Below are 26,330 nucleotides of genomic sequence, written 5' to 3' on the forward strand. Positions count from 1 at the left end.
TCCTCAACGTGCTGCTGGCCTGGCCGGATTGCTGCTTCCGGTCGGAGACCGTGGTGCATCCGCGCACGCGCAACACCCTGGCGTTCGTCCCGGCTCAGTTCTCTGAGTTCGAGGTGACGCCGAAAGAGCGCGAGCTGATCGACATCTGCAAAGAAGAGAAGGCGCAGGGCCGCAAGGTTCTGGCCTACACGGTCTATACCGGCACGCGCGACACCACGTCGCGTCTGAAGGTGCTGCTGGAGCAGGAAGGCTTCAAGGTGGCGGTACTACGCGCAAGCGTGGATGCCAGCCGCCGCGAGGACTGGATCGCCGAGCAGTTGGACCGTGGCATCGACGTGCTCATCACCAACCCCGAACTCGTCAAGACGGGATTGGACCTGTTGGAGTTCCCGACGATCGTGTTCATGCAGTCGGGCTACAACGTGTACTCGCTCCAGCAGGCGGCACGCCGCTCCTGGCGTATCGGGCAGAAACAGTCCGTGCGGGTGATCTACCTCGGCTACGCGGGTTCTTCGCAGATGACCTGCCTTGAGCTGATGGCCAAGAAGATCATGGTGTCGCAGTCCACCTCGGGCGACGTGCCCGAATCCGGGCTCGATGTCCTGAACCAGGATGGTGATTCCGTCGAGGTTGCCCTTGCAAGGCAACTTGTGATGGCTTGATTTTTTCCACTTACGGCCCTTCGGGGCCGTTTTTTTTGGCGGGAACGCTGCCAGCAAATCGGACGCCGCGCGATTCGTATTGTTTGCTGTCGCGTGCAGACGCAGCGGCGATGGTGAGGGCTCGATGTTTCAGGACACCGTGCTATGTGCCCATCCCATCCTTGGTTCCACCATCCCGAACGCCGCCTGTTGTCGGGGTTTCTCGGCCTGCTCGTATCGGTCCTGGCCGGCGGCTGCGCGACGACCACGACGCAGATAGCGCCCGACGTCATTGAGGAAGCCTCGCTCGCACCCCAGCCCGAAGCGGCCCAGTTCATTCCGGTCGTGCGCTACGGTCGCTACACCCTCGTCGAGCTTGCGCCGATGGCTGCACAGCGCGACTTGCTGCTGCAAACCGTCGATGTATCTATGCCCGAAGACGCCCGAGCGACGGTCGGCGATGGGCTGCGGCATGTGCTCAAGCGCAGTGGCTATCAGCTTTGCGAGACGGCGCATGCCGTGATCGAGTTGTACGCGCTGCCGCTGCCGGCAGCGCACCTGCATCTGGGCCCCATGAGCCTGCGCGATGCGTTGCTTACCCTGGCCGGCCCGGCCTGGGAACTGCACGTGAATGACCGCACGCGCCAAGTCTGCTTCGAGCGGACCGGCGAACCCGCTGGGACCGAGCCGATTCTTGAACTGCCCGCCGCCGACGCGGCGCAGACGTTCCCGCCGGTGCCTTCCATTTCGGGAGGCCAGCCATGAACGCTTCGCAGTTTTCCCGGCGCCCGGCCGCCGCCGTGGTGGTGCAGAGCCTGCTCTGGCTTTGGTTGATCTGCCTCAGCGTCCTCGTCGTCCTGGGCTACCAGACGATGAGCGACCTGGCCGACCAGGAGCGGCTCGAAACCCGCCTGCAGCGCCTCGAAGCGCAGGTAGTAGGTCTGGCCGAAACCATCAAGGCCTTCCAGCAGCGGCCCGCAGCCGCGACTGCCACAGGCCTGCAAGACGCCCGTCAGGCCCTGGAGGCGCGCATTGCCCAATTCGAGCAGGCGCTAGGCGGCCATGCAACTGCCGACGACCTTCAGGCGCTACGCGCGGAAGTCGAGCAGATCAAGGTGCGCCAGACGGCAGCGCGTGCCGCCGTGCCAGCGCAGCCGCGCATGTCTAGCAAGCCCGCTGCCGCGAAACCTGAGCCGCCGACGCTGCCGTTTCGCGTCGTCGGCGCCGAACTGCGCGCTGGCCAGCGCAGCGTGTCCGTCGCGCCGAGCGCCGGGGATTTCACGCCTGACCAGCTCCAGGTGCTGCTGCCAGGCGACGCGGTTGGCCCGTGGCGCTTGCTGGCCATCGATGGCAACGCCGCGGTATTCCAGGCCGACGGGCAAGTCCGCCGCCTGGCGATTCCTTGAGGGAGGCCAACTCGCCATGAAGCCCGCGATCTTTCTCGCCGTGCTCCTGCTGGCCTCACCGCAGTTGACCGCCTGGGCACAGCAACCCGCCACGGCCCAGCCTCGCCATACGCAGAGCCAGGAACGGCCCCTCGTCGGTCGTACCCTGGACGACCGCGCGGCACGCGACTGGGGACTGCAACCGCAGGAGTGGGCGCGCTATCAGGAACTCATGGAAGGGCCTTTGGGCATCCATTCGCCCAACCTGGACCCGCTTTCCGCGCTGGGCATCGAGGCCCGCTCCGACGAAGAGCGACGCCGCTACGCAGAGATGCAGGTGCAGGCCGAGGCGCGCCGCGTAGAGAAGCTACTCGCCTACCAGCGCGCTTACGACGAGGCCTGGCAGCGGCTGCACCCCGGCATGGAGCGCGTGAACCTCCCTGATGACACGTCAAGTGCCGCCGCGATGCGCGGCAGTGGCCGCACGGCGGTTTTCATCAAGGACGGCTGTGTCGCCTGCGGTCAACTCGTGCAGCGCCTACAGACTTCGGGGGCCGAGTTCGACCTGTACATGGTCGGCAGCCGCCAGGACGATGCACGCATCCGTGATTGGGCCAAGCGCGCGCAAATCGACCCGGCCCGCGTGCGCAGCGGCAGCATCACGCTCAACCACGACGGCGGCCGCTGGCTGTCGCTGAGCCTGCCCGGCGACTTACCAGCGGTCGTGCGCGAGGTGAACGGCCAATGGCAGCGCCAACCCTGACGGCGCCGCTGCGCGCACTGGTGGTCGCTGCTGGCCTGTACGTCAGCACCGTCTATGCCCAGGAGGTTCCGCCGCCGGCCTACCAGCTTGCCGCCCAGCGCGCGGGCATCCCTTCGACGGTGCTCTACGCCGTGGCCCTGCAAGAGAGCGGTATCCGACGCAACGGGCGCATCGTCCCGTGGCCTTGGTCCCTCAACGTCGCCGGCCAGTCGCGCCGCTACACGACCCGAGCCGACGCCTGCGCGGGTTTGCAGCGGGCGATGCGCTCGACGCCTCATACGCGCATCGACGCGGGCCTTGGGCAGATCAACCTCGGCTACCACCAGCAGCGCTACAGCACCGCGTGCGACCTGCTTGACCCGTACCGCAACCTCGCCATCGCCGCCGAGATTCTGAAAGAACAGCACCCCCCCGGTGAGGACTGGCTGGTGGCGGTCGGCCGTTACCACCGCCCCGCGGGTGGTGAGCCGGCCGCCCGCTACCGGCGCAGCGTGTCCCGCCACCTCGCCCGCGTGCAGGGTGCGCGCCAACCACTGCGGCGTCCGCCGCGCGCCAGGAGATCTCTCCATGACGAAATCCCATCTGGCCAATCTCACGTTCAAGGGCCTGCTCATGCTGCTGACGGCCTTGCCGCTGGCCTCGCGTGCCGGCGAGCCACTGATCGTGGTCGAGGACCGTGGCGGTGCATCGGCGCTGCCGTACTACGAAGCACTCAACCTCCAGCCGCGGGGCAACGGTGCGGCGCGGTCACCCATCCCGATGCCGCAGATTCCCGCGACAGCCGCGGATGAGGCCGCGATGCTGCCGGTGCGCAGCGCCAAGCTCACGCCCGGCACCGTCGCGAGACGGGTGATCGAGGCACCGGGCCTGCGGCCGTTCGTGGTCATCGGCGACGACAAGGCTTCCCGGGACTGGCTGCAGCGCCATGCGGCCTCCTTGCACGAGCGCGGTGCGGTCGGCTTGGTGGTCAATGTCGAGACCGCACAGGCCTTGGCGCGGCTGCGCGCACTGGCGCCCGGCGTGCCACTGGCACCCGTGGCGGGCGATGATCTGGCCGAGCGCTTGGGCCTGCGGTACTACCCGGCGCTGATCACGGCCACCGGCATCGAGCAATGAAGCCATGTCGGGGAAACAGCCGGTTGAGGTTCTGCTTCGCCCAGCGGTGGAGCTATATACCGTCGCAGCGTGTGCAGGCGCCGCGTTTTTGTCCCTGGTGGCCCCGTGGTCGCTCGCGCTGAGCCCCGCCATGGGTGTCGGAAGCGCGCTGGCGTTCGGCGCCTACGGTGCCATCCGCTACCACGATGCCCGCGTGATCCTGCGCTACCGGCGCAACATCCGCCGCCTTCCGCGGTATGTGATGACCAGCCGCGACGTGCCGGTCAGCCAGCAGCGGCTCTTCATCGGTCGGGGCTTTCTCTGGGAGCAGAAGCACACCCATAGGCTGATGCAGACGTACCGGCCGGAGTTCCGCCGCTACGTTGAGGCGACATCCGCTTACCGGCTGGCGCGGCGTCTGGAAGAGCGGTTGGAGTTCGCGCCGTTTCCGCTTTCACGTCTGCCAAGGATCACAGGCTGGGATGTGCCTTTCAACCCGGTTCGGCCGCTGCCGCCCGTGGGGGGCCTGCCGCGGCTACACGGCATCGAGCCGGAGGAAGTGGACGTCAGCTTGCCGTTGGGCGAGCGCGTCGGGCATTCGCTGGTGCTGGGCACGACGCGCGTGGGAAAGACACGGCTCGCCGAATTGTTTGTTACCCAGGACATCCGCCGCAAGAACGCCGCAGGCGAACATGAGGTGGTCATCGTCATCGACCCCAAGGGCGATGCCGACCTCCTGAAGCGCATGTACGTCGAGGCCAAGCGCGCGGGACGCGAGGGCGAGTTCTACATCTTCCATTTGGGCTGGCCGGAAATCAGCGCCCGCTACAACGCGGTGGGTCGCTTCGGACGCATCTCGGAAGTCGCCACCCGCATCGCGGGACAGCTCTCCGGCGAAGGCAATAGCGCGGCGTTCCGCGAGTTCGCTTGGCGCTTCGTCAACATCATCGCCCGCGCGCTGGTGGAGCTGGGGCAACGCCCGGACTACATGCTGATCCAGCGGCACGTCATCAACATCGACGCGCTGTTCATCGAGTACGCACAACATTACTTCGCCAAGACCGAACCCAAGGCATGGGAGGTGATCGTCCAGATCGAAGCCAAGGTCAATGAGAAGAACATCCCGCGCAACATGATCGGGCGCGAGAAGCGTGTGGTGGCGCTGGAGCAGTACCTCTCCCAGGCGCGCAACTACGACCCTGTGCTTGACGGCCTGCGCTCGGCAGTCCGCTACGACAAGACCTACTTCGACAAGATTGTTGCCAGCCTCTTGCCACTGCTGGAGAAGCTCACCAGCGGCAAGATCGCGCAGCTCCTGGCCCCGAACTACTCCGACCTGGCCGATCCGCGCCCGATCTTCGATTGGATGCAAGTCATCAGAAAGCGCGCCGTGGTCTATGTGGGCCTGGATGCGCTCTCGGACGCTGAAGTCGCCGCAGCGGTCGGCAATTCCATGTTCTCGGATCTAGTATCCGTCGCAGGGCACATCTACAAGTACGGGATCGATGATGGCTTACCCGGTGCATCGGCAGGCACACGCGTGCCGATCAACGTGCACGCGGACGAATTCAATGAGTTGATGGGCGACGAGTTCATACCGCTCATCAACAAGGGTGGCGGCGCCGGCCTGCAAGTTACTGCGTACACGCAGACGCTCTCGGACATTGAAGCCCGCATTGGCAACCGCGCGAAAGCGGGCCAGGTGATCGGCAACTTCAACAACCTGTTCATGCTCAGGGTCCGGGAGACGGCCACCGCCGAACTGCTGACCCGCCAACTGCCGAAGGTCGAGGTCTATACCACCACCATCGTCTCGGGCGCGACGGACAGTTCAGACATCCGCGGCGCGACGGATTTCACCAGCAACACGCAGGACCGCATCAGCATGTCCAGCGTGGCGATGATCGAGCCGTCGCACGTCGTCGGCCTGCCCAAGGGTCAATGCTTCGCGCTCCTGCAGGGCGGCCAGCTCTGGAAGATCAGGATGCCACTGCCGGCGCCGGACCCCGATGAGGCCATGCCGCAGGATCTGCAACAACTGGCGGGCTACATGCGCCAGAGCTACACCGATGCCACCCAATGGTGGGAGTTCACCAGTTCCCCAGCCTTACAGGATGCGGCCTTGCCCGACGATCTGCTCGATGACGCCGAGCTGGCCAAGCCGGTCGAGTCTGCCGCGGCGGCCACCGGCGCCGACGACAGCGCCGAAAACGAGGCCTCACCATGAAAGATGCCGCCTCGACCGCGCAGCGGGAGCAGAACCAGCGCCAAGGTCTGATCGTCGGCACCATCACCTTGCCGTTCCGGCTGCTCGGGGTGCTGATCGGCTCGCTGCTGTTCTCCATCGTGGTGGAGTGCGTCGGCATGCACCTGTTCTGGAAGGACCAGGGCTGGCACCATTCCCAGCAGATGTTGCAGTACGAGCTGGGGCACCTGTCCAATCACTTCACGCGCAGCGTGGTCGTGCAGGAGCCGGGGCGCACGGCACACGAGCTGGTGGATACCGGCTACGAATGGGTGTTCGTGCGCTCGGGGCTGCTGGAACGCATGAGTCAGACCGCTGAGCGCGCCCGCACGCCCAGCCAGGGACAGACGCGGAACTTCCGGTACTTCATCAGCCAGGTCTATGTCTGGGCCGAGAGCTACCTGATTGCCGCCGCGTTCACGACGTTGACCTTTCTCGTGCGACTGCTGGTCTTGGTGCTCACGTTGCCGTTGATCTTCACGGCGGCATTCGTCGGGCTGATCGACGGCCTGGTTCGGCGTGACGTGCGTCGATTTGGCGCCGGGCGGGAATCGGGCTTCATCTACCACCGTGCAAAAGCCAGCCTGATGCCGCTGGCCGTGCTGCCGTGGATCACCTACCTGGCACTGCCGATCTCGGTGCATCCGCTGCTGATCCTCCTGCCGAGTGCCGCCTTGCTGGGCTTGGCCGTGAGCCTGACCGCCGGCAGCTTCAAAAAGTATCTCTAGACCATCAATCCGGTCGCCCGCGAGTTCCTATTGTTTGCGGTCTGAAGTCGCCCTGATCTCCACGATCGAGCCATTGCTGATCACACAGGAATGGCGCGATGGTGGCTTCAACCTGGCTGCGCGCCGCGCATCGCGGCGTGCCCACTTTTCTCGTGACGGCCCTCCTGATGGGTCAGTCCCCGATGGCGGTGGCCGAGTCCCCGGCACAGCGCCAGGAACTGGCCGGCGCGCTGCGCCAGCTCGACGCGCTGGAGCGCACCGTGACCGACAGCGCCGCGCACACCGCCGTCATTCCGGGCGAGCGCTACCACTTCGACTACCCGCGGCTGCTGGCGGACCTGGCGCGCGTGCGCGCTGGCATCCAGGCCCATCTCACACCGTCGCGCGCCCAGCCGCGCGACCCCTCCGGACTGGCCGGCGACTACCGCACCGAGCGCTCGGCCGAGCCGCTGCCGGCTGCGGAGGGCAAGCTATGAACGGCGCCCAGGTCTCGGCTTTTCAAGCCAACAGCGGCATCACGCCTTCCGCGATGGCGACCGTCCTGGTCGGCGTCGTGTTCGCAGTCCTGCTCGTGTGGGGCGTCTGGGCCATCCGAACGGCCTACGTGGGGTGGTCCGAGAGCCGCCTCAACCAACGCCAGTTCCTCGGCGTTTGCATTCGCTTCGTCGCGATGTACCTCGTCCTGACTTTCTTCCTCCTCTCCTGACCTGAAAGGCCTGACCATGCAAAACCGCATCCTCACTTCCCGTTTTGCCCAGCGCGCCGCCGTGGCCCTGGGTGCAGCCGCGCTGCCTGCGCTGTCGTTCGCGCAGGGTCTGCCGCAGTTGGAGAACCCAACTCGCGGCACGGGCAACGGCATCATGGAAACGATCAGGAACTACGGCTACGACATCATCATGCTCGTAGCCCTCCTGGTCGTGGCGTCGATGTTTATCGGTGTCTGCTATCACGCCTACGGGACTTACGCGGAAATCCACACCGGCCGCAAGACCTGGGGCCAGTTCGGCCTCACGGTCGCCATTGGCGCTGTCCTGCTCGTGATCGGCATCTGGCTGCTCACCGAAGCCACCGGCATCCTGTGAGCAGGTGCAGGCCATGTCCGAGCACCAGCACATCCGTGCGGACGGAACGGTCACGTTCCTGCCGCACCGGCTCAACCGCCATCCCATCGTCGTGCGCGGCCTCACGGCGGACGAACTGTGGATCTGCTGCGGCCTGTCCGGCGGCGCGGGCTTGCTGATCGGCGCGCCGCTGTCCTGGGTGTTCCGCACCATTGCGCTGGCTCCTACATTCATCGTGCTCGGCGTGGCGTTTGGCGTGTTCGTGGGCGGCGGCATTCTGCGCCGGCTCAAGCGCGGCCGGCCCGACACCTGGCTGTACCGGCAGTTGCAGTGGCGCGTCGCCACGCGCCATCCGCTGATGGCAGGCTGGGTGGGCGGCCATGTGCTGATCTCGCGCTCGGGCTTCTGGACCACCCGAAGGTCTGTTGCAAGGGGGGCGCGATGAGCCGTTTCAAGAACGAGATCGCCCACCTGCAGGCGCATATCAAGACGTTGCGGCTGGGCGCTGGAGCACTGGTCATCGTCGCCCTGGTCATGGGTGGCGGCTGGTGGAGTGCTCCGCGCGATCTGACCATCCATGTCCCGCCTGACCTGCGCTCCGGCAGTACCCGCAAGTGGTGGGAAGTGCCGCCCGAATCGGTCTATGCCTTCACGTTCTACGTGTTCCAGCAACTCAACCGCTGGCCGACCAATGGCGAGGAAGACTACCCGCGCAACCTGCACGCGCTGTCGCCATACCTCACGCCGGCCTGTCACGCCTTCCTGCGTGCCGACTACGACTACCGGCGCAGCACGGGCGAACTGCGGCAGCGCGTGCGCGGCATCTATGAAATCCCGGGCCGTGGTTATGGCGACGATCCCACCGCCCGCGTGCGCATCGTCTCCGACCGCGACTGGGTGGTGTCGCTGGACATCAGCGCCGACGAGTACTACGGCGCTGAGCAGGTCAAGCGCGCTCTGGTGCGCTACCCCATCAAGGTCACACGGGTGGACGTCGATCCCACGCGCAACCCGTTCGGCCTGGCGCTCGACTGCTACGACGGCACGCCCCAACGCATCAACGCCCCGGAGCCGACGCGCCCGGCATCTGGCGGCCTGTCTCCGCAAGCGCCTCAAGGAGAAACCCCATGAAGCACCCCCTACAGCATTACTTTCTCGCCGTGCTGGGGCTGCTGGCCATAGCATCGACACCTGTAGCCCATGCGGTGGAAATCCTGCGCTGGGAGCGCATGCCGCTGGCCGTTCCCCTGAAGGTCGGCCAGGAGCGCATCGTGTTCATCGACAGGAACGTCCGGGTTGGCGTACCGGCCGGCGTGGGCGAGCGCCTGCGCGTGCAAAGCGCGGGCGGCGCGGTGTACCTGCGGGCGAGCGAGCCAATCGAGCCCACACGGCTGCAACTGCAAGACGCGGACAGCGGCGCATTGATCCTGCTGGACATCGCCGCCGAGCCGGCCAAGGATGGCGAACCTGCACTGGAGCCGGTGCGCATCGTCGAGGGCAAAACCGCCCCAGCGCGCTATGGCGACCAGCCAGCGGCCGCCGATGAAGCGTCGGCACGCGCTGGTGATTCGGCGAGCGCGCCGTCGGCCCGGCGCGAAACCCCGGTCCCCGTCGTACTGACACGGTTTGCCGCGCAGAACCTCTACGCACCGTTGCGCACGGTAGAACCGCTTGCGGGCGTGATGCGGGTCAACCTGCGCCGCGACCTGGACCTCGGCACGCTGATGCCGACGTTGCCAGTGCACGCCGTCGCACTCGCCTCTTGGCACCTGGAGGATCAGTGGGTCACCGCAGTGCGCCTCACGAACAACAGTGCCGCCTGGACCACCCTCGACCCGCGCGTGTTGCAAGGCGATTTCCTCACCGCCACTTTCCAGCATGAGGCGTTGGGCCCACGCGGCACACCGGAGGACACGACCGTCCTGTACCTGGTGACGCGCGGGCGGAGCCTGGCGCAATCGCTGCTGCCCGCCATCCACCGCTTCGACCCGGCCGTGCATCTGCCGCAGCCGGGTGCAGATGAGAACGGCAAGGAGGCCCGCCATGCGCAGTAATGGACTCCTGAAGTGGCTGATGATCCCTGTCGCGCTACTGGTGCTGTTCATTGGCGTCCGTCTGTTCTCGGGCGACGGGGCCTCGACACCTTCCCAAACCGACGCGGGGAGCCAGCTCACGCCCGAAGAGATGAAGGCGCTGGGCATCGAGGGCGATACCCCGCGCGATACCGTGGCCACGCTGGTCGCGCAGGTCAAGCAACTGCGCACCGAGCTTCAGACCGCGCTGTCCGACAACAAATCCCAGCGCGAAGAGAACCAGCGGCTGCGCCAGCGCGAGAACTCGATCGACCAGCGCATCAACTCCGCGCTCGAATCCGAGCGTTCCAACCTGCGCCGCGACCAGCAGCAGACCGAGGGGCTGCTCGCCGACCTGCAGCGGCGCCTGGACAGCATTGGCGGGCGCGGCGGCGGCCATGCCGATCTGCCCGTGGGCCTGGGCCTGCGCGATGGCGACGAGGCCGGCATGGACGGCGGCATGCGCTGGGTGGAGCCGGACGACGCCAAGCAATCCGAGGGCCGCGCCTCGTCCAGCGGCGGCATCAGCTTCCCGACGAGCTTCGGACCGGCGCAGCGCACGCTGGAAGCCACGGCGGAAACCGTGGCGAACGCGGGTGCGCGCGCCGCCGGCGTCAAGACTGCCAAGCCCGTCTATACGGTGCCGACGAACTCCACCCTCATGGGATCGGTAGCCATGACCGCCCTGATCGGCCGCGTGCCGATCGACGGCACCGTGAACGACCCGTACCCCTTCAAAGTCCTGGTGGGCCCCGACAACCTCACGGCCAACGGCATCGATATTCCCGACGTGGCGGGCGCCGTGTTCAGCGGCACAGCCTCGGGCGACTGGACGCTCTCGTGCGTGCGCGGCCAGGTGCGCAGCATTACGTTCGTCTTTCATGACGGAACCATCCGCACCATTCCCGAGGACCGCGAGGGCAACCAGCAGAACAACCAGCAACGCGATGGCCTGGGCTGGATCAGCGATCCCTATGGCATTCCCTGCGTCAGTGGGGAGCGGCGCAGCAACGCCCAGCAGTACCTCGGTTCGCAGGCCCTGATCACCGCGGCCGGTGCCGGCGTGGCCTCGCTCATCGAAAGCGACAGCGGCCAGATGTCCTACGTCGGCTCGGACGGCTCCATCGGCACTGTGGGCATCAGTGGTCAGGAGGCCGTGGGCCGGATTCTCGCCGGTGGCGTCCAGGAAATGTCGAACTGGGTCAACAAGCTCTACGGCCAGGCCTTCGCCGCCGTCTATGTGCAGCCCGGCGCGAAAGTCGCCGTCCACCTCGAAAAACCCCTTGCCATCGACTTCGATCCCGAAGGCCGCAAGGTCGATCACCGCGCAGGAGAAAGCCATGCTCTCGAACTTGAATAAGGGCCTTGCGCTGGCCGTTGCCGTTGCGGTGCTTGGCGGTTGCGCCACAAGCAAGGAAAAGCTGCTGCCCCACGGGAGCAGCACGATGATGGACATTTGGCAGCAGGAAGCCGGCGACGGTGGCGGCGGTGCCGGCCAGGTGGCGCGCAGGCAATTGCTCGATGCGCGTCAAAGCGTGCGTCGTCCGCTGACCGAAGCGGACGTGCAGGCCGCGCCGGCCGAACAGATGCGCTACACGCGCACTGCGCGCAATGAGGTCTATCGCCAGTTCCAGCGCCTGCCGAATCCCGACCTTGTGATGTACGTGTACCCGCATTTGGCTGGCACCGATCCCGTCCCCGTGCCGGGCTATACGACGGTTTTCCCCCTGTATCAGCGCATCCAGTACGCCATGCCAGGCGAGCGCGTGGAGGACTATTGATGCGCTGGAAACTCCCCTGGCCTAAGCCGGCCGCGCCGAAGCTGACCGCATCCGGCGCTGGCAATGAAGAGCAACCGGACGGCTGGCAGCGCCACATCGAGGCCTTGCGCCAAGCTGGTATTCCCGAACCCGGCTCGGCGGTGCACGATCGCAAGCCGGCGACGGTGGCCGACGAGCAGGCCCTGTACGACGTCGCGCCTTCGTTCGTGGAACTTCTGCCTTGGGTGGAGTTTCTGCCCGAGTCGAAGTCCATGCTGCTGGAGGACGGGCAATCGGTCGCGGCCTTCTACGAGCTGGTGCCGCTCGGCACCGAGGGCCGGGAACCCGGCTGGCTCGCGCATGCCCGGGATGCCTTGGAGAATGCGCTGCAGGACAGCTTCGATGAACTGGACGAGCACCCCTGGGTACTCCAGCTCTACGCCCAGGACGAGCCCAGCTTCGATCAGTACATGCAGACCCTGCGCGACTATGTGCAGCCGCGCGCCCGCGATACGGCCTTCACCGAGTTTTACCTGCGCTTTTTCGGTCATCACCTGCGCGCGGTGGCCAAGCCGGGCGGCCTGTTCGAGGACACCGTGGTCACGCGCCTGCGCTGGCGCGGCCAAAGCCGACGTGTACGGATGGTGGTCTATCGGTGCTCCACCGGACAGGCGAGCCGCCGTGGCCAAACGCCGGAGCAGATGCTCAATATTGTCTGCGACCGCCTGTGCGGTGGATTGGCGAACGCCGGTATCCAGGCCCGGCGCATGATCGCGACGGACGTTCACGACTGGCTGCTGCGGTGGTTCAACCCTAATCCCGCGTTGCTCGGGCCTGGGGTCGAGGACCGCGAGCGCTTCTATGCGTTGGCGCGCTATCCCGATGAGACCGAAGACGGCGAGATCGAGCTGGCGAGCGGACGGGATTTCAGCCAGCGGTTGTTCTTTGGGCAGCCGCGCTCTGACGTAGCGCGCGGTACCTGGTATTTCGACGGCATGCCGCACCGCGTGCTGATCACCGACCGGCTACGGATGCCACCCGGCGCCGGGCACCTGACCGGCGAGACGCGCAAGGGCGATGCGATCAACACGCTGTTCGACCAGATGCCCGAAGACACCCTGATGTGCCTGACGATGGTCGCCACACCGCAGGATGTCCTCGAATCGGATTTGAATCACCTGGCGAAGAAGGCCGTGGGCGAAACCCTGGCGTCCGAGCAGACGCTCAAGGATGTGCACGAGGCCCGTTCGCTCATCGGCAGCGCGCACAAGCTCTACCGGGGCACGCTGGCGTTCTATCTGCGCGGACGTGACGAAGCCGAGCTGGACCGTCGCGGGCTGGATCTGGCCAACGTGATGCTCAACGCCGGCTTGCAACCGGTGCGCGAGGACGACGAGGTGGCGCCGCTTAACAGCTACTTGCGCTGGCTGCCGTGCTGCTACAACCCCAGCCAAGACCGGCGCAAGTGGTACACGCAACTCATGTTCGCCCAGCACGCGGCGAACCTGTCGCCGGTATGGGGCCGTGCCCAGGGCACGGGGCACCCCGGCATCACGATGTTCAACCGCGGCGGCGGCCCGATCACCTTCGACCCGCTCAACCGCCTGGACCGGCAGATGAACGCCCATCTGTTCCTGTTCGGCCCGACCGGCTCGGGCAAAAGCGCCACGCTCAACAACCTGCTGAACCAGGTCACGGCCATCTACCGGCCGCGGCTCTTCATCGTGGAGGCTGGAAACAGCTTCGGTTTGTTCAGCGACTTCGCCAGGCGTTTGGGTCTGACGGTCAACCGCGTGAAGCTGGCACCCGGCTCGGGCGTGACCCTGGCGCCGTTCGCCGATGCGCGCCGGTTGATCGAGACACCCAGCGACGTGCAGACGCTCGATGCCGATGCGCTGGACGAAGACCTGCCACCCGATGCCTTGGCCATGGAGCCGGACGAGCAACGCGACGTACTGGGCGAGTTGGAGATCACTGCGCGACTGATGATCACAGGCGGCGAAGACAAGGAAGAAGCCCGCATGACGCGGGCCGACCGCTCGCTGATCCGCCAGTGCATTCTGGATGCTGCCGAGCGCTGCCACGGCGAGAGTGGCGAGAAGCGCACGGTGCTCACACGCGACGTGCGCGATGCGCTGCGCGCGCGGGGCAACGACAGCACGCTGCCCGAGATGCGGCGCGTGCGACTGCTGGAGATGGCCGATGCCATGGACATGTTCTGTCAAGGCACCGATGGCGAGATGTTCGATCGGGACGGCTCGCCTTGGCCCGAGGCCGACATCACCCTGGTGGATCTCGCGACCTATGCCCGCGAGGGCTACAACGCGCAGCTTTCGATCGCGTACATCAGCCTGATCAGCACGGTGAACAACATCGCCGAGCGCGACCAGTACCTCGGTCGGCCGATCATCAACGTGACCGACGAAGGCCACATCATCACCAAGAACCCGTTGCTCGCGCCCTACGTCGTGAAGATCACGAAGATGTGGCGCAAGTTGGGCGCGTGGTTCTGGCTCGCGACGCAGAACATCGACGATCTGCCTCGCGCCGCCGAGCCCATGCTCAACATGATCGAGTGGTGGATCTGCCTGTCGATGCCGCCGGACGAGGTGGAGAAGATCGCGCGCTTTCGCGAACTCTCGCCCGCGCAGAAAGCGCTGATGCTTTCCGCACGCAAGGAGGCGGGGAAATTCACCGAAGGCGTGATCCTGTCGAAGTCGATGGAGGTGCTGTTCCGGGCCGTACCGCCGAGCCTCTATCTCGCACTCGCGCAGACCGAACCCGAGGAGAAGGCCGAGCGCTACCAGCTCATGCAGCAGTACGGCATCACCGAACTGGAGGCGGCCTTCAAGGTGGCCGAGAAGATTGACCAGGCGCGCGGTATCGAGTCGCCGGCCCTCGACTTGCCGCAATAGCTGGAGAACGCCATGGAACCAAAACGTCCTTCCATTCCGATGCAAGTACAGGCATTCCGCCGCCGACACCGGCGGCCCCGCTGGTCTTCGGCGCTGGCCGTTGCCCTGGTGGCGCTGCTGCTGATCTGGCTCGCTTCCCGGTTGCCCGGCGAATCCTCAACGCAGTCGTCCGCTCCGGAAAGCGCTGCGCAGGTGGCGGGGCCGCCGTGGCAGATGGGCAGCCCGGAAGGCCGCTTTACGCTGACGCTCTATGCCGACCTGGAATGCCCGTTCTGCCGGGACTACTTTCCGGAGCTCAAGCAGTGGGTAGGAGCCAACACCGACGTTGCCCTGCAATGGCATCACCAGCCGCTGGCCGCGCATGAGCCGGCCGCGTCAGCCGAAGCACGCCTAGCCGAATGCGCCGCTGAGGTCGGCGGGCAAGCTGCCTTCTGGCGGGCCATCGAATGGGTCTATGCCCATACACGCAGCGACGGCCAGGGCTTGCCCGACGGCCTGAGCTATCCAGACCTTACGCCCGCCATCGAGCACTGTCTGGCAAGCAAGCGGCCGGATGCAGTGATCCGCGCCCAGGCCGAGGAAGCCACGAAGGGCGGCGTGACCGCCACGCCATCTATCCGGCTGCATGATCGCCAGACGGGTCAGGCAATCCTGCTGCAAGGGCCGATCGAGGGTGACTCCCTGCTGTCGGCCATGGACATGCTGTCGGCTGACGACCCAGCCGCCACACCCGCCACCGAAATGCCTGCCGACGTTGTCGGCGACATGCCCAGGTAGCCTGCGGTCCTTGAGGCTACGGCGCAGTCCTCTGCGCTGATCGCTACCCGTTCGCCTCGCATCCTGGCCGCGAACGATCACCGCACCCGCGGTGGTGGATGCATCATGTTCCGTTGTTCCCATCCCCAGGAGGGCTTGCCCTCCCTGGGCATGCGCCTCCGATCTCATCACCCGGAGGTTCGTCATGTCTTTCGTCTTCAATGACTCCTGCGTGGAGTCGCTTTCCGTCGTCGCAGCCCAGCACGAAGACTGGATCATCCAGCCAGCCATCGCGCTGCTGGAACAGCGGGTTTTCAAAGCCGGCCCCCGGCTCGACCGGCCTGCAGCCGTGCGGGACTACCTGCGTCTGAAACTGGTCGCCGAGCCCAACGAAGTATTCGTCGTTGTGTTCATGGACAGCCTGCACCGGGTGCTGGCCTACGAGCCGATGTTCAGAGGCACGATCAATTCGGCCACGGTGCACGCGCGTGTCATCGTGCAGCGTGCTTTGGAGCTGAATGCCGCCGCGGTCATTCTTTCGCACCAGCATCCCTCGGGAGCCACTGAACCGTCGAGCGCCGATCGCGCGCTGACCCAGCAACTGCAGGCCGCGCTGGCGCTGATCGATGTTCGGGTACTGGATCACATCATCGTCGGCCAGGGAATTCCGTACTCCTTCGCGGAGCACGGCCTGCTGTAGCACATCGCTTCATTCCCTTTCGGGTCGATACCCCGTCGCTTGCGACGGCTTTCGAGAACGGCGATCGCAGGTCGCTGTGAAGCGAAGCGGCGAATACCCCGCCCCTTGGGGCGGGGAAGTTTATTGATCACAGCGGGGGCTTCGGCCTCCGCTTCTTCCTTGCCGAGAAGCAAGCAGGTATGCGGGGTGTCCGCGATGCGCATTGTTTGTGGGGGCCGCACCGGGTTCGGCGTTTGACTATGGCCCTGATCAACTTCCGGGGCACGCGTCATGCCAGCATCTTTTCCCAGGTCCGCTCCAAGCTGGCGAGCCCTTGGCCTGGCCGTTGTACTGCCGGTGTCCTTGGGTGTCTTTAGTCCGGCCACATTCGCTGCCGATGTGCTGGTCATCACCGACAGCCGCCATCCGGTCAAGACCATGGGCGGCGAGCGGCTGATCGAGCTGGACGAAGCGTACCGGATTGAAGCGGAGCTTTCTGCGGAACTGCCCGCCGAACCCGAACAGGCGACCGTCCTCGTCAAGCGTCGGCTGAACAGCGGCGGCACCGACCTCCAACGCCGCATCGCTTCCGCCTACCAGGGCGTTACCGACGCATGGAGCCTGGGCATCACCAGCATCCCGGCCGTCGTGGTGGATCAACGCTACGTCGTCTATGGCGAACCCGATGTGGCCCGCGCCGTCGCGCGCATCGAGCAGCACCGGAGGGCCCAGCCGTGACCCGCCCATTCGACCTGATGCGCCGCCTGCGTGCTGGCGTGGCATCCGTGCTGCTGCTCAGCGCTACGGGCAGCTATGCGCTCAACACCGCAACCATCGTCGGCTCGGTGGCATCGCCAGACTGCCTCGAATACCGCGTCGTCGGGATCTGCTACTGGCTGTACTGCACCTGGACCGGCTGCACGGTGCGCACGTCTGTCAAAGTGCGCCACTACATCCCCGATGCGGTCGTCTCCAGCTACAGCAATACCGGAGAGAACCCTTGGGTTGAGGTTCGGGCGATGAGCATGCCTAACCCTTCGGCCCAGGCCGGCGGCGACGGCACCACCAACGAAGACCACGAGAACAACCTCGCCAAATTCAAGAACGCGGATGTCATCGGGCATCCCGGCGTCGAGGTGTTCAACCAGTTCGTCTCCTCATCGGGCTACTTCTGCGAGGGCGCGGGCACGGCGTTCATGCCGTATCTGCTCAGCACCTTGGACACGCTGGCCTGGCGCTACAACGTGCCCGAGATGGCCTATCCCGAGGCACTGGTCCCCGGAATGCGCGAGATCGGCGCGAGATCGACGTTGAACCTCTGGGGCAACGTGTATCCGCGCGGCGGCTTCCTGCACCAGACGGACGACCACAAGGCTGGCGCCGTGGTGGCCCAGCGTGCGGGCGATGTCGTCACTCGCCGCGGGCAGTTGCACGTGTACCAGCCGCTGCTCGCCAACGCCCGTGATGGCTACTGGCCGGCTGGAGAACTGGTCGAAGGCGACGCCTCGACGGGCAAGTGGCAGGAACTCACCCCCGTCCTGTCATCGTCGTGCTCGGTCTTCCCGCGCAGCGGCTCCCTGACACAGGCCCAGCAAGGCGATTACGCGTGGGCGCTGTGGCGGCCCTACGCGTGCTGCGAACGCCGCGGGCAGGTGTTCCTTGGCAGCGTTGATTTCCTCTGAGGTGCCACGATGAAGCGTCCTGAACCGACGAATCTCTCCACCATGGCGTACCGCCTGTTGCGTCCGACGGTACTGGTCGGTGCGCTCGCCATGAGCGGCGGCCTGGCATGGGCACAGGTCGGATACCAGAATAGTGGCCCCGTCATCGGCGATGACGTCATGTACTCGATCGGCGGCGGCAGCGCGGTGTCCATGGGCCGTGCGGCCGGCATGCGCTCGATCGGGGTCGGCGTGGGGTGGAACAGCAACCTGATCTGCGGCGACATGAGCATCCAGACCACGTTGCGCAATCAGCTCAACGGCATCACGAATGGTTTCCAGCAGATCATGGGCAACGTGATCCAGAGCGCCACGAGTGCCGTGGCATCCCTGCCTGCGTTGATCATCCAGCGCGCCGATCCTGGCCTGTACAACTTGCTCACGAATGGCGTGCTGCAGGCTCGGCTGGACTTCGACCGCTCGAAGCTGACGTGCCGCGCCATGGCCGAGAAGATGGCCGAGACGGCCGGCGGCCAGCTTGGCTGGAGCCAGATGGCCGAAGGCATGGCGCTGCGCGATGCGGTGTCGAGCACGGACGCCGTGTCGGCCATCGAGCAGGCCGAGACGCGCCGGGGCAATGACGGCGTGCCCTGGGTGGGCGGCAGCAATGCCGGTGGCGCAGGCCAGCCGGCTATCCGGGTGGTCGGCGATGTCACCCGCGCGGGCTACAACCTGGTCAACGGTCGTGGCGTGACCGACACGTCGTCCGTCGCAGCGGCCAGTTGCGCGAGCCTCTCGTGCCAGACCTGGGCCTCGCCGCAGCAGGCGATCGAATGGGCCACACGGGTCCTCGGGGAGCAGGAGCAGCGCACCTGCGACGCCTGCACCAAGACCGAGACGGTGCCCGGCGTCGGACTGACGCCGCTGATCCAGGAGGAATACGAGGCGAAGCTGGAAACCCTGCAGGAGCTGATCTCGGGGACGCGCAACACGACGTTCGAGAACCTGCGCGAGGCAGGTAGCACCTCGCTGCCCATCACGCGCGGCGTCATCGAGGCGCTGCGCGACGAGCCAGATCAAGACCTCCTGGCGCGGCGCCTGGCGTCCGAAGTCGCGCTCTCGTCGGTGCTGGAGAAGGCATTGCTGCTTCAGCGGACCCTGCTGACGGGCAAGAAGGAACCCAACGTGGCGGCCAACCAGTTGGCCGTCGAGGCCGTGAACCACGAGAGCAACACGCTCGATCAGGAGATCCGCAATCTCAAGACCGAGCTGGAGCTGCGCCGCGAGCTGGCCAACAACTCGCCGATGGCCATCATCCAGCGCCACGGTACGCGCGCGACGGGTTCGCGCGGCGTCTATGAGGGCGACCCGGTGCCTGACCGCCTCGACCAGTTGCAGAAGGGCAACCCGGGAGGCCGGCCATGAGTCCGATGCGCGCGAAGTGGCTGCGCCGGCTGATCAGCCGGCGCGCGGCGAAGGCGCTGCTATGGACGGTGGTGATCGTCGCAACTGCCGTGGGAGCCAATGTCGTCGGCATCTACCTGGTCGGCAGCGTTGCCGGCTGGGAGCAGTGGCTGGCCGCCGCTGCGGGCTACTTTCTGGTGTGGCGGCTGTGCCTGTACGGCGCGACAGCCTATGGATGGGTCTGGATGCGCCGCCGGTTGCTGGCGCGCGAGGCCCAGAACAACGCGGATGGGCAGGCACGGCGCCGCCTGGTGCGCAGCGAGATCGCCAGTGTCGTCGCCATCGTGGCGCTGGAAGCCAGCCTGCTGATGCAGGGCTGAGGGGAGGTTCGTGCCATGACGCTTTTCACGACGGACTATCTGGAGTACTACCTCACCCTCGTGTCCTGGATCGTCCATAACGGGATCTGGGCCGTGCTGGTGTCCAGCGGGGTATTCGCGCTGCCTTTCGTGGCGATCATCGTGCAGGAATGGCTCAAGGCCCGAGCAGAAGGCGCGGACGAAGGCAACAAGGGCGTGCTGTCGGCTGCGCGTATTGAGAACCGGGTGTTCGTCGCCATCGTGGTGGTGATGTTCGCCGGCATCCCGTTCATCGACGTCGATCTGAACACCATCCGGTACGACAGCTCGCGCTCGGCGCAGTGCCAGGTCAACGTGCCGCAGCCGACCGATACAGGCTGGTCGCAGTCCTTCTCGACGCTCAACAACCAAAGCGCCAAGCTGCCGGTGTGGTGGGCCTTCATGCATGCACTCTCGCGCGGCGTCACGGGTGCTTCCGTGGCGGCGATCCCTTGCGGCACTGATCTGCGGCAGATGAGGATGGAGATCGACGCCACGCGCATCGATGACCCCGTGCTGGCTCAGGAGGTCGCGGATTTCACCCACGACTGCTACGGACCGGCACGCGCCAAGCTGTTCATGCAGCGCCCGCAACTCGACGAGGCGCAGATGCATGATGTCACCTGGATCGGCTCACGCTTCTTCACGGACACAGCCGGCTACTACGACAACTATCGGTCGAGCACGCCGCGCGATGACTGGCCTTATGACAGCAACCGTGATGCTGGGCTGGCTCAGATATCCAGCGGCGGTGGCTATCCGACCTGCAGGCAATGGTGGGCCGACGGTAGCAACGGCCTGCGCGCGCGGCTGCTGGGCCAAGTGGACCCCAGCCTGCTCACGCGGCTGGCGGGCTGGGCCGGGTTCCTGAGCCGCGCCGAGGTGGACGACTCCGTGATCCGCACCATCGCTTCGCCGAGGCAACAGAAGTTGAACCAGGGTAGCGTCTATACGGACTACGGGGGCCAGATCGACAAGACCTTGCCGAACGTCATCACGCGCGCGGCCGGCGACGTAGGAATGGCAGTTGGGGGAATTGCGGCGTTCCCTGCCATGGACGTCGTGCGCCAGGCGTTGCCCATGGTGCTCGCCTTGCTCAAGATGGCGCTGGTCATCTGCATCCCGCTCGTGCTGGTCATTGGCACCTATGACCTGAAGATGGTCATTACCGTCAGCGTCGTGCAGTTCGCGCTGTTCTTCGTGGATTTTTGGTTCCAGCTCGCACGCTGGATCGACAGCACTATCCTGGACGCGCTCTATGGGTGGGGTTGGGGCTGGAACCGGCCGCACAGCAATTTCGATCCGCTGGTCGGGTTGAACAATGCGTTCGGCGACATGCTGCTCAACTTCGTCATGGGAACGATGTTCCTGGTCCTGCCGGGATTCTGGCTGGCGAGCCTCACCTGGGTTGGAATTCGGGCCGGACATGCCATTCAAGGGCTTTCTGATGGCAGCAAGAGCGCCGGTCAAGCAGGTGGCAAGGGCGCCGGGGCACTCACAGGAGGAAAGCTGAAATAGAGAGGATGCGATCAGTCGTCGGTGTACAACTCGTGCGACGTGTCGTTGTACAAATTGGGATCGTAGCCCGGTGTCTTACGCAGTTCGGTGAGGTCTGTGAAAGGCCACTCTTCCTCATCCGAGGTATTGGCAGCAGTAGCCCACCCCGCCGCCGCCACGCCCAGCAACATGACTGCGAACCAGAAGGCAACGTAGAACAGCATTCCCAGCACAGCCAGCTTGACTACCCACAACAGCACAGCGACGCCCGCCATCGGCATCCCCTTGGAGGCGAGCCAGTTCGACAACCGTCGCTCGCCGCGCACATAGGCGCGCCATCCACGACCGATGCTGCGGCCGAGGCGTTCTGCGGTGCTGATGCGGGTTGTCGTGCTCATGGTCGTCTCCTGCTACATGGGTATAGCTATTCCAGCTTGCTCCAATCCTGCTTGCTTGCCAGTACCAATGCGTTCCAGTCGTCCGGCGGATTTCCCCGCCCCAACATCTTCTCAAAAACGGCGTAGGGGTCTGACTTGCTACCCGACGACCGTAATGTCTGCTCATCGTTGACCCAGGCGTACACGATGACCTTCGCCTTCGAGTCGTACCGGAAGAACAACCGGAACCGCCGTCCGATCTTGGCCCTTCGCCAGTGGCGGTGGGCCGATCCCAAGGTATTGCCCTGGCGGTACTCGTCGCGTGCCGGATCACCTGGCACCACTTCCAACATCAACTGGCTCAACGCCCGGAAGAGCTTGACGTTGGCATTGGACTCGAAGCCCGCCGGGTCGTTCTCCTGCGCGCGCCTCGCGGCCGCATGCAGTTTCTGCAACTGCTCGATCACGCAGTCGTGGAAGAGCAGCGTCCAGCCATGCCGTTGCATTAGAGTTCCACTTCCCCGTCGATCTCCTCGTCCAGGTTCACGCCGTGGCCAGCATGCTCCAGCATGGCGCGAGCCAGATCCTCGGGCAGGCCCTGGATGTTCCGACCCGCTTCAATGTCGCGCGCCAGCAGGCTGAGGAACGCGCCGATGGCAGGGTCCTCGTGCTCGGCATCGACACGGGTAACGACGACTTCGCTGCCCCGCAGGTCGAACGCGAGCTTGCCGCCGACGTCGACGCCGAGCGCCTGCCGGATGGGCTTCGGCAGCGTGATCTGGCCCTTTGAGGTCAGCGTGGCGATTTCGTGGATGGCAGGCATGGCGGCTCTCCTGATTGCGATGCCTGAATGGTAAGGAAAATTCCTTACAATGTCAATGTGGGGTCTCATGGCGTTCTCCCGAGTCCAAGAATCGGCCCATCGTAGGGCGGGAACAGCCCGCCTTCCCACATCAATCCGGCCCCGCTGCAACCCGCATTGGGGGTGGACGATCAACGTCTGCCGCTCTATACCCAAAGGCTGCTAAGGGCCCAAAGGGCCGAAAGGGCAAGGGAATGGGGTGCAAGGGGAAAGGCCCTACCCGAAAAGGCAAAAAGGCCCCCCGCTCGGCCCACCACCAGGACACCCGCATGCTCTTTCTGTTCCAGCGAAAAAGGGCCTCGGTCGCGCCCGCTCCGTCGCCAACGCCTGCCGCCAATCTCCCGAAAGGACTGCTGCGGCCCGAGTCGGCCGCATCTCTGCTGGCTACGCCGCGCCGGCAGAAACTGCTGGAACACATCTGGCAGCGCACGTCGCTCTCGCCCAAGCAGTTCGCCACCTTGTACCGGGCCCCGCTGGAACGCTACGCCGAGCTGGTCCAGGGATTTCCGGCCTCCGAAAGCCATCACCATGCGTATGCCGGCGGCATGCTGGACCACGGACTGGAGATCGTTGCCTACGCCCTCAAGCTGCGGCAATCGCACCTGCTACCGGCAGGCAGCACCCCGGAGGACCAGGCGGCGCAATCCGAAGCCTGGACCGCCGCTGTCGCCTACGCCGCACTGCTGCACGACATCGGCAAGATCGCTGTCGATCTGCACGTCGAGTACGCCGACGGTACGGTGTGGCATCCTTGGCACGGCCCGCTGCACCAGCCGTACCGCTTTCGTTACCGCGAGGATCGCGAGTACCGCCTGCACAGCGCCGCGACGGGATTGCTCTACCGTCAACTGCTTGACCGCCAAGTCTTCGACTGGCTCAGTGGCTACCCCGCGCTCTGGGGTCCGCTGCTCTATGTCTTGGCCGGGCAGTACGAGCACGCCGGAGTGTTGGGCGAACTGATCGTGCAGGCCGACCGGGCCTCAGTCGCTCAGGAACTGGGCGGTGATCCGACGCGCGCCATCGCCGCGCCCAAGCATGCGCTGCAACGCAAGCTGCTCGACGGGTTGCGTTATCTGCTCAAGGAAGCGTTGAAGCTGAACCAGCCGGAAGCCTCTGATGGCTGGCTCACCGAGGATGCTTTGTGGCTGGTGAGCAAGACCGTCTCAGACAAACTGCGCGCGCATTTGCTGTCCCAGGGCAGCGACGGCATCCCAGCGAACAACACTGCCGTGTTCAACGTGCTGCAGGACCACGGCATGTTGCAGCCGACGCCGGATGGCAGGGCGATCTGGCGCGCGACCGTGACCAGTGCGACTGGTTGGTCACATTCGTTCACCCTGTTGCGGCTGGCACCTGCACTGATTTGGGAGTTTGGCGAGCGGCCAGCGCCGTTCGCCGGGGAGGTAGTGATCGACACCACCTCGGCAGACAAAGATGCCGATGCGTCGCTACCAACGCCAGCGATCACTGCAAGGCCCGCTACCGAAGATCAGCTGCCCCCTCAGAGCCAGGGCATCGCCAGCACCGCTGCCCTGGCTCCACTGCCAGCCGCCCAAACCATGCCCGATGTCATGGAAGACATGCTGGCGATGGTGGGAATGGGTGATTTGCCTGTCACCCGGCAGGACGCAGAAGCCGCCTCGAACGAAGCGACTGCCGCAGAACCCGAAACGCCTACACCGCCCTTGGCCAATCCACTGCCCCTGTCACCGGCGCCCGTGTCTACGGACGCGCAGCCATCCGGTGAGCATTTCATGGCATGGTTGAAACAGGGCATAGTCTCGCGCAGGCTCATCATCAACGATGCAAGAGCGCTGGTGCATACCGTGTGCGATACGGGGTACTTGGTCAGCCCCGGCGTGTTCCAGCGCTATGCGCAGGAGCATCCTCAGGTCAGTTTGCTGGCCAAGCGGGAGAATCAACAGGATTGGCAGTGGGTGCAAAAGCGCTTCGAGCGACTGCAACTGCATCGCAAGCAGCCCAATGGCCTGAACATCTGGACATGCGAAGTCACCGGGCCTCGGAAGTCACGGCGACTTCATGGATACTTGCTGGCGCGCACCCATGTTCTATTTGCGCAGGAGGTTCCCCCCAACAATCCGCACCTCAGGGTACTCAACACCAAGTAGACGCACTCATGTAGGGTAGGAACGATCCATTGCTGGATCATCCCCCCCTAAGAACCGGACTTGCGACTTTCACCGCATCCGGCTCAAGCACAACACGTCCAGCAGAAAAAGGATTCTCAGATTATATCTCTGATCACCTTTTCCGTCTGGACTCGAAGCCCTTATCGGGCCGGTTTCGCTACCTGCAAACCAAGGGTATGCACCTTTATGTGACAGACCGGATGCAGAAGCACTCGGTTCGATAGAGCATCTGACCCACCATCCATCCGATAAACCAGGTGGTGGTCATGCCATCCGCTCTCGTAGTCCAGAGGTTCCCCGCACAAGGCGCAGCGCCCTGCTTGGGATACATATAGTTTTGCAGTCTCGGTTCGATAGGCGATGCGTTTAAGCAGCCGCTTCGTCCTTAACTGCTCACCATAGACCTCCCACGATGGATCAAATGGGTTGTATTCCCCTTTGATTTTCTCGTGTCTCACGATCTCTGTATCAGCGAGCTTCAACAGGGTGATCGGGAAGGAGCCTTCTTCTGTCCATATCGTTGCAGCAAACTCGTTCCGACCGGCGATGCTTTGCCAATAACGGCGGTGGCACCACGGTCGGGACTTATTCGGATGCCGTCGTCTCGACCAACGCACGAGGCGCCAGTAGATCAGATTATCCATCCGACTAAAGGTTTCTTTCGCCACCACCGGTTGGTGGTACTGCGCCCATCCCCGTAAAACGGAGTTGAGCTTGGCAATGAGATCCTCCTGTTTCACCATTAAATGCGTTTTTACGATCTCTCTGACCTTGCGATAGAACGCTTGCACGTTCTTCTTGCTAGGCTTGATGAGCAACTTTCCTTTGTACTTGCGAAAGTTCCATCCCAGAAAGTCAAAGCCTTCGTCTATATGTACGACTTTCGTCTTCTCCGGCGATAGTCGCAGTCCTCGTTGTGCAAGGAAGGCTTCTACCCACGGCCTGATTTCAGCCTCCAACAATTCTTGCGAATTGCCGGTGATCACAAAATCGTCGGCGTACCGGACTACATTGACTTTCAGCTTCGTGGCTTTTGCCCTTCCGTATCGCGTACCGAGATACGCTTTCAGGTCTGACTCCAGTCCGTTCAAACACACATTCGCCAACGTGGGCGAGATGATTCCGCCTTGCGGCGTTCCTTCTTCGGTTGGCGAGAGGCGGCCCTTGTGGACTACCCCGGCTTTCAACCACTTACGCAGGACGACCTTGCTCATGGGAACGTGGTCAACCAGCCATTGGTGGTTAATGTGGTCAAAACAACCTTGTATATCCGCCTCCAACACCCATTGAGCCGCAACTTTTCTGGATGTGCAGACAAATATCTGTCCCATTGCGTCCGCCGTTGAGCGTTGTTTCCGAAAGCCGTAGCTGTTCGGGTCGCTCGTGGTTTCTGCCACGGGTTCAAGCCCCAGCAAATGCAAAGCCTGCATCGCCCGGTCGAACAGCGTGGGAATACCCAAGGGGCGTTCTTTACCGTTCGCTTTGGGGATGTAGACCCGCCGCAAGGGAAGAGGCTTGTAACCTCTTTGCTGCCTTAACCTGCCTATCGCCGCCCGTTTCAGGGCAGGAGTTTCCCAAAGCTGGCGATCGACACCGGCCGTTCGCTTGCCTTGGTTTTCAGTAACCCGTCTTACCGCCAAGGCTCTGGCGGAAAACGAGTGGGTTAAAGATCGTTGCAGAGCCTTGACCCTGCGCCAATCATTATCCCGCGTCGCCTTCGCGATACGTTGCTGCGTTGTTCGCACGAATTGCTCGACTCGTCGCCAGTCAATGGCGTGCCAGTCTTGCGGCTCGTGTGAGGACGCAGAACCACGGGGAGTGGTCTTTCTCATGCTTTCCTCTTTCCGGTTATCCCGTTAAAAGGACGCACAACGTCCCCGA

The 26,330-nt window shown here is 64.6% G+C and carries 28 protein-coding genes and 1 pseudogene; 25 read left to right on the forward strand and 4 right to left on the reverse strand.

Going from position 1 to position 26,330, the window contains the following annotated elements:
* The 24 genes and pseudogenes from AVE30378_RS22410 to AVE30378_RS22525 all read left to right on the forward strand — a co-directional run.
* Positions 1–662: helicase-related protein (locus tag AVE30378_RS22410; protein WP_129243489.1), on the forward strand; the 662-nt coding region annotated here is incomplete at its 5' end.
* A 144-nt stretch (positions 663–806) separates the two neighbouring features.
* Positions 807–1,406 (forward strand): PFGI-1 class ICE element type IV pilus protein PilL2, encoded by a 600-nt coding sequence (gene pilL2 / locus AVE30378_RS22415; RefSeq protein WP_129243492.1) that lies wholly within the window; start codon positions 807–809, stop codon positions 1,404–1,406.
* A complete protein-coding gene (locus AVE30378_RS22420; protein WP_129243495.1) occupies positions 1,403–2,047 on the forward strand; it encodes a hypothetical protein in 645 nt (214 codons plus the stop codon). Before pilL2 ends, AVE30378_RS22420 begins: the two co-directional genes overlap by 4 nt.
* A gap of 16 nt (positions 2,048–2,063) precedes the next feature.
* Complete coding sequence (locus tag AVE30378_RS22425) at positions 2,064–2,789, forward strand: TIGR03759 family integrating conjugative element protein (protein WP_073664051.1); 726 nt, start codon at positions 2,064–2,066, stop codon at positions 2,787–2,789.
* Positions 2,771–3,360: pseudogene (locus tag AVE30378_RS22430) on the forward strand (transglycosylase SLT domain-containing protein). Before AVE30378_RS22425 ends, AVE30378_RS22430 begins: the two are co-directional and overlap by 19 nt.
* Positions 3,357–3,905 carry an integrating conjugative element protein gene (locus AVE30378_RS22435; protein WP_129243498.1) on the forward strand — a complete coding sequence of 183 codons (549 nt, stop codon included), beginning with the start codon at positions 3,357–3,359 and terminating at the stop codon, positions 3,903–3,905. The pseudogene AVE30378_RS22430 and the gene AVE30378_RS22435 overlap by 4 nt, the downstream one beginning before the upstream one ends.
* A 4-nt stretch (positions 3,906–3,909) precedes the next feature.
* A complete protein-coding gene (gene traD / locus AVE30378_RS22440; protein ID WP_129243501.1) occupies positions 3,910–6,111 on the forward strand; it encodes a type IV conjugative transfer system coupling protein TraD in 2,202 nt (733 codons plus the stop codon).
* Positions 6,108–6,857 carry a TIGR03747 family integrating conjugative element membrane protein gene (locus AVE30378_RS22445; protein WP_129243504.1) on the forward strand — a complete coding sequence of 250 codons (750 nt, stop codon included), beginning with the start codon at positions 6,108–6,110 and terminating at the stop codon, positions 6,855–6,857. Before traD ends, AVE30378_RS22445 begins: the two co-directional genes overlap by 4 nt.
* Before the next feature lie 98 nt (positions 6,858–6,955).
* Positions 6,956–7,333 (forward strand): integrative conjugative element protein, RAQPRD family, encoded by a 378-nt coding sequence (locus tag AVE30378_RS22450; RefSeq protein ID WP_129243507.1) that lies wholly within the window; start codon positions 6,956–6,958, stop codon positions 7,331–7,333.
* Entirely contained in the window at positions 7,330–7,563 is a 234-nt protein-coding gene (locus AVE30378_RS22455) for a TIGR03758 family integrating conjugative element protein (protein WP_129243509.1), read from the forward strand. The genes AVE30378_RS22450 and AVE30378_RS22455 overlap by 4 nt, the downstream gene beginning before the upstream one ends.
* 16 nt (positions 7,564–7,579) lie before the next feature.
* Entirely contained in the window at positions 7,580–7,939 is a 360-nt protein-coding gene (locus AVE30378_RS22460) for a TIGR03745 family integrating conjugative element membrane protein (protein ID WP_005795174.1), read from the forward strand.
* Between the two features lie 13 nt (positions 7,940–7,952).
* Complete coding sequence (locus AVE30378_RS22465; RefSeq protein ID WP_129243513.1) at positions 7,953–8,363, forward strand: TIGR03750 family conjugal transfer protein; 411 nt, start codon at positions 7,953–7,955, stop codon at positions 8,361–8,363.
* Positions 8,360–9,049 (forward strand): PFL_4703 family integrating conjugative element protein, encoded by a 690-nt coding sequence (locus tag AVE30378_RS22470; RefSeq protein WP_129243516.1) that lies wholly within the window; start codon positions 8,360–8,362, stop codon positions 9,047–9,049. Before AVE30378_RS22465 ends, AVE30378_RS22470 begins: the two co-directional genes overlap by 4 nt.
* Complete coding sequence (locus AVE30378_RS22475) at positions 9,046–9,972, forward strand: TIGR03749 family integrating conjugative element protein (protein WP_129243519.1); 927 nt, start codon at positions 9,046–9,048, stop codon at positions 9,970–9,972. The genes AVE30378_RS22470 and AVE30378_RS22475 overlap by 4 nt, the downstream gene beginning before the upstream one ends.
* Positions 9,962–11,350: a TIGR03752 family integrating conjugative element protein gene (locus AVE30378_RS22480; protein ID WP_129243522.1), complete on the forward strand. Its 1,389-nt coding sequence runs from the start codon at positions 9,962–9,964 to the stop codon at positions 11,348–11,350. Before AVE30378_RS22475 ends, AVE30378_RS22480 begins: the two co-directional genes overlap by 11 nt.
* On the forward strand, positions 11,331–11,771 hold the full coding sequence (locus AVE30378_RS22485; protein WP_129243525.1) for a TIGR03751 family conjugal transfer lipoprotein: 441 nt from the start codon (positions 11,331–11,333) through the stop codon (positions 11,769–11,771). The genes AVE30378_RS22480 and AVE30378_RS22485 overlap by 20 nt, the downstream gene beginning before the upstream one ends.
* Entirely contained in the window at positions 11,771–14,665 is a 2,895-nt protein-coding gene (locus tag AVE30378_RS22490; RefSeq protein ID WP_073664063.1) for a conjugative transfer ATPase, read from the forward strand. Before AVE30378_RS22485 ends, AVE30378_RS22490 begins: the two co-directional genes overlap by 1 nt.
* A 12-nt stretch (positions 14,666–14,677) precedes the next feature.
* Positions 14,678–15,442 (forward strand): DsbA family protein, encoded by a 765-nt coding sequence (locus AVE30378_RS22495; protein WP_129243528.1) that lies wholly within the window; start codon positions 14,678–14,680, stop codon positions 15,440–15,442.
* 184 nt (positions 15,443–15,626) lie between these two features.
* A complete protein-coding gene (locus tag AVE30378_RS22500; protein ID WP_129243531.1) occupies positions 15,627–16,121 on the forward strand; it encodes a JAB domain-containing protein in 495 nt (164 codons plus the stop codon).
* 270 nt (positions 16,122–16,391) lie between these two features.
* Entirely contained in the window at positions 16,392–16,838 is a 447-nt protein-coding gene (locus AVE30378_RS22505; protein WP_129243533.1) for a TIGR03757 family integrating conjugative element protein, read from the forward strand.
* A complete protein-coding gene (locus AVE30378_RS22510; RefSeq protein ID WP_129243536.1) occupies positions 16,835–17,782 on the forward strand; it encodes a TIGR03756 family integrating conjugative element protein in 948 nt (315 codons plus the stop codon). The genes AVE30378_RS22505 and AVE30378_RS22510 overlap by 4 nt, the downstream gene beginning before the upstream one ends.
* Positions 17,783–17,791: 9 nt before the next feature.
* Complete coding sequence (locus AVE30378_RS22515) at positions 17,792–19,186, forward strand: integrating conjugative element protein (RefSeq protein ID WP_129243539.1); 1,395 nt, start codon at positions 17,792–17,794, stop codon at positions 19,184–19,186.
* Entirely contained in the window at positions 19,183–19,545 is a 363-nt protein-coding gene (locus AVE30378_RS22520; protein ID WP_129243542.1) for a hypothetical protein, read from the forward strand. Before AVE30378_RS22515 ends, AVE30378_RS22520 begins: the two co-directional genes overlap by 4 nt.
* A gap of 15 nt (positions 19,546–19,560) precedes the next feature.
* On the forward strand, positions 19,561–21,081 hold the full coding sequence (locus AVE30378_RS22525; RefSeq protein ID WP_129243545.1) for a conjugal transfer protein TraG N-terminal domain-containing protein: 1,521 nt from the start codon (positions 19,561–19,563) through the stop codon (positions 21,079–21,081).
* 11 nt (positions 21,082–21,092) lie between these two features.
* Here the strand turns inward: AVE30378_RS22525 and AVE30378_RS22530 are convergent, their stop codons facing one another.
* The 3 genes from AVE30378_RS22530 to AVE30378_RS22540 are packed head-to-tail and all read right to left on the reverse strand — an operon-like array spanning position 21,093 to position 22,260.
* Positions 21,093–21,458: a DUF3742 family protein gene (locus AVE30378_RS22530; RefSeq protein ID WP_129243548.1), complete on the reverse strand. Its 366-nt coding sequence runs from the start codon at positions 21,456–21,458 to the stop codon at positions 21,093–21,095.
* 26 nt (positions 21,459–21,484) lie between these two features.
* Positions 21,485–21,943 carry a type II toxin-antitoxin system YhaV family toxin gene (locus AVE30378_RS22535; protein ID WP_129243551.1) on the reverse strand — a complete coding sequence of 153 codons (459 nt, stop codon included), beginning with the start codon at positions 21,941–21,943 and terminating at the stop codon, positions 21,485–21,487.
* Positions 21,943–22,260, reverse strand: coding sequence for a type II toxin-antitoxin system PrlF family antitoxin (locus tag AVE30378_RS22540; protein ID WP_129243554.1), 318 nt, complete (start codon positions 22,258–22,260; stop codon positions 21,943–21,945). The genes AVE30378_RS22535 and AVE30378_RS22540 overlap by 1 nt, the downstream gene beginning before the upstream one ends.
* A gap of 308 nt (positions 22,261–22,568) precedes the next feature.
* Between AVE30378_RS22540 and mobH the strand changes: the two genes are divergently transcribed.
* Entirely contained in the window at positions 22,569–24,428 is a 1,860-nt protein-coding gene (gene mobH / locus AVE30378_RS22545; protein WP_129243557.1) for a MobH family relaxase, read from the forward strand.
* A gap of 161 nt (positions 24,429–24,589) precedes the next feature.
* Here mobH and ltrA read toward each other — a convergent pair whose 3' ends face one another.
* Positions 24,590–26,281: a group II intron reverse transcriptase/maturase gene (gene ltrA / locus AVE30378_RS22550; protein WP_129243560.1), complete on the reverse strand. Its 1,692-nt coding sequence runs from the start codon at positions 26,279–26,281 to the stop codon at positions 24,590–24,592.
* Between the last annotated feature and the right edge of the window lie 49 nt (positions 26,282–26,330).

This window comes from Achromobacter veterisilvae (assembly GCF_900496975.1).
Classification (GTDB): Bacteria; Pseudomonadota; Gammaproteobacteria; order Burkholderiales; family Burkholderiaceae_B; genus Achromobacter; species Achromobacter veterisilvae.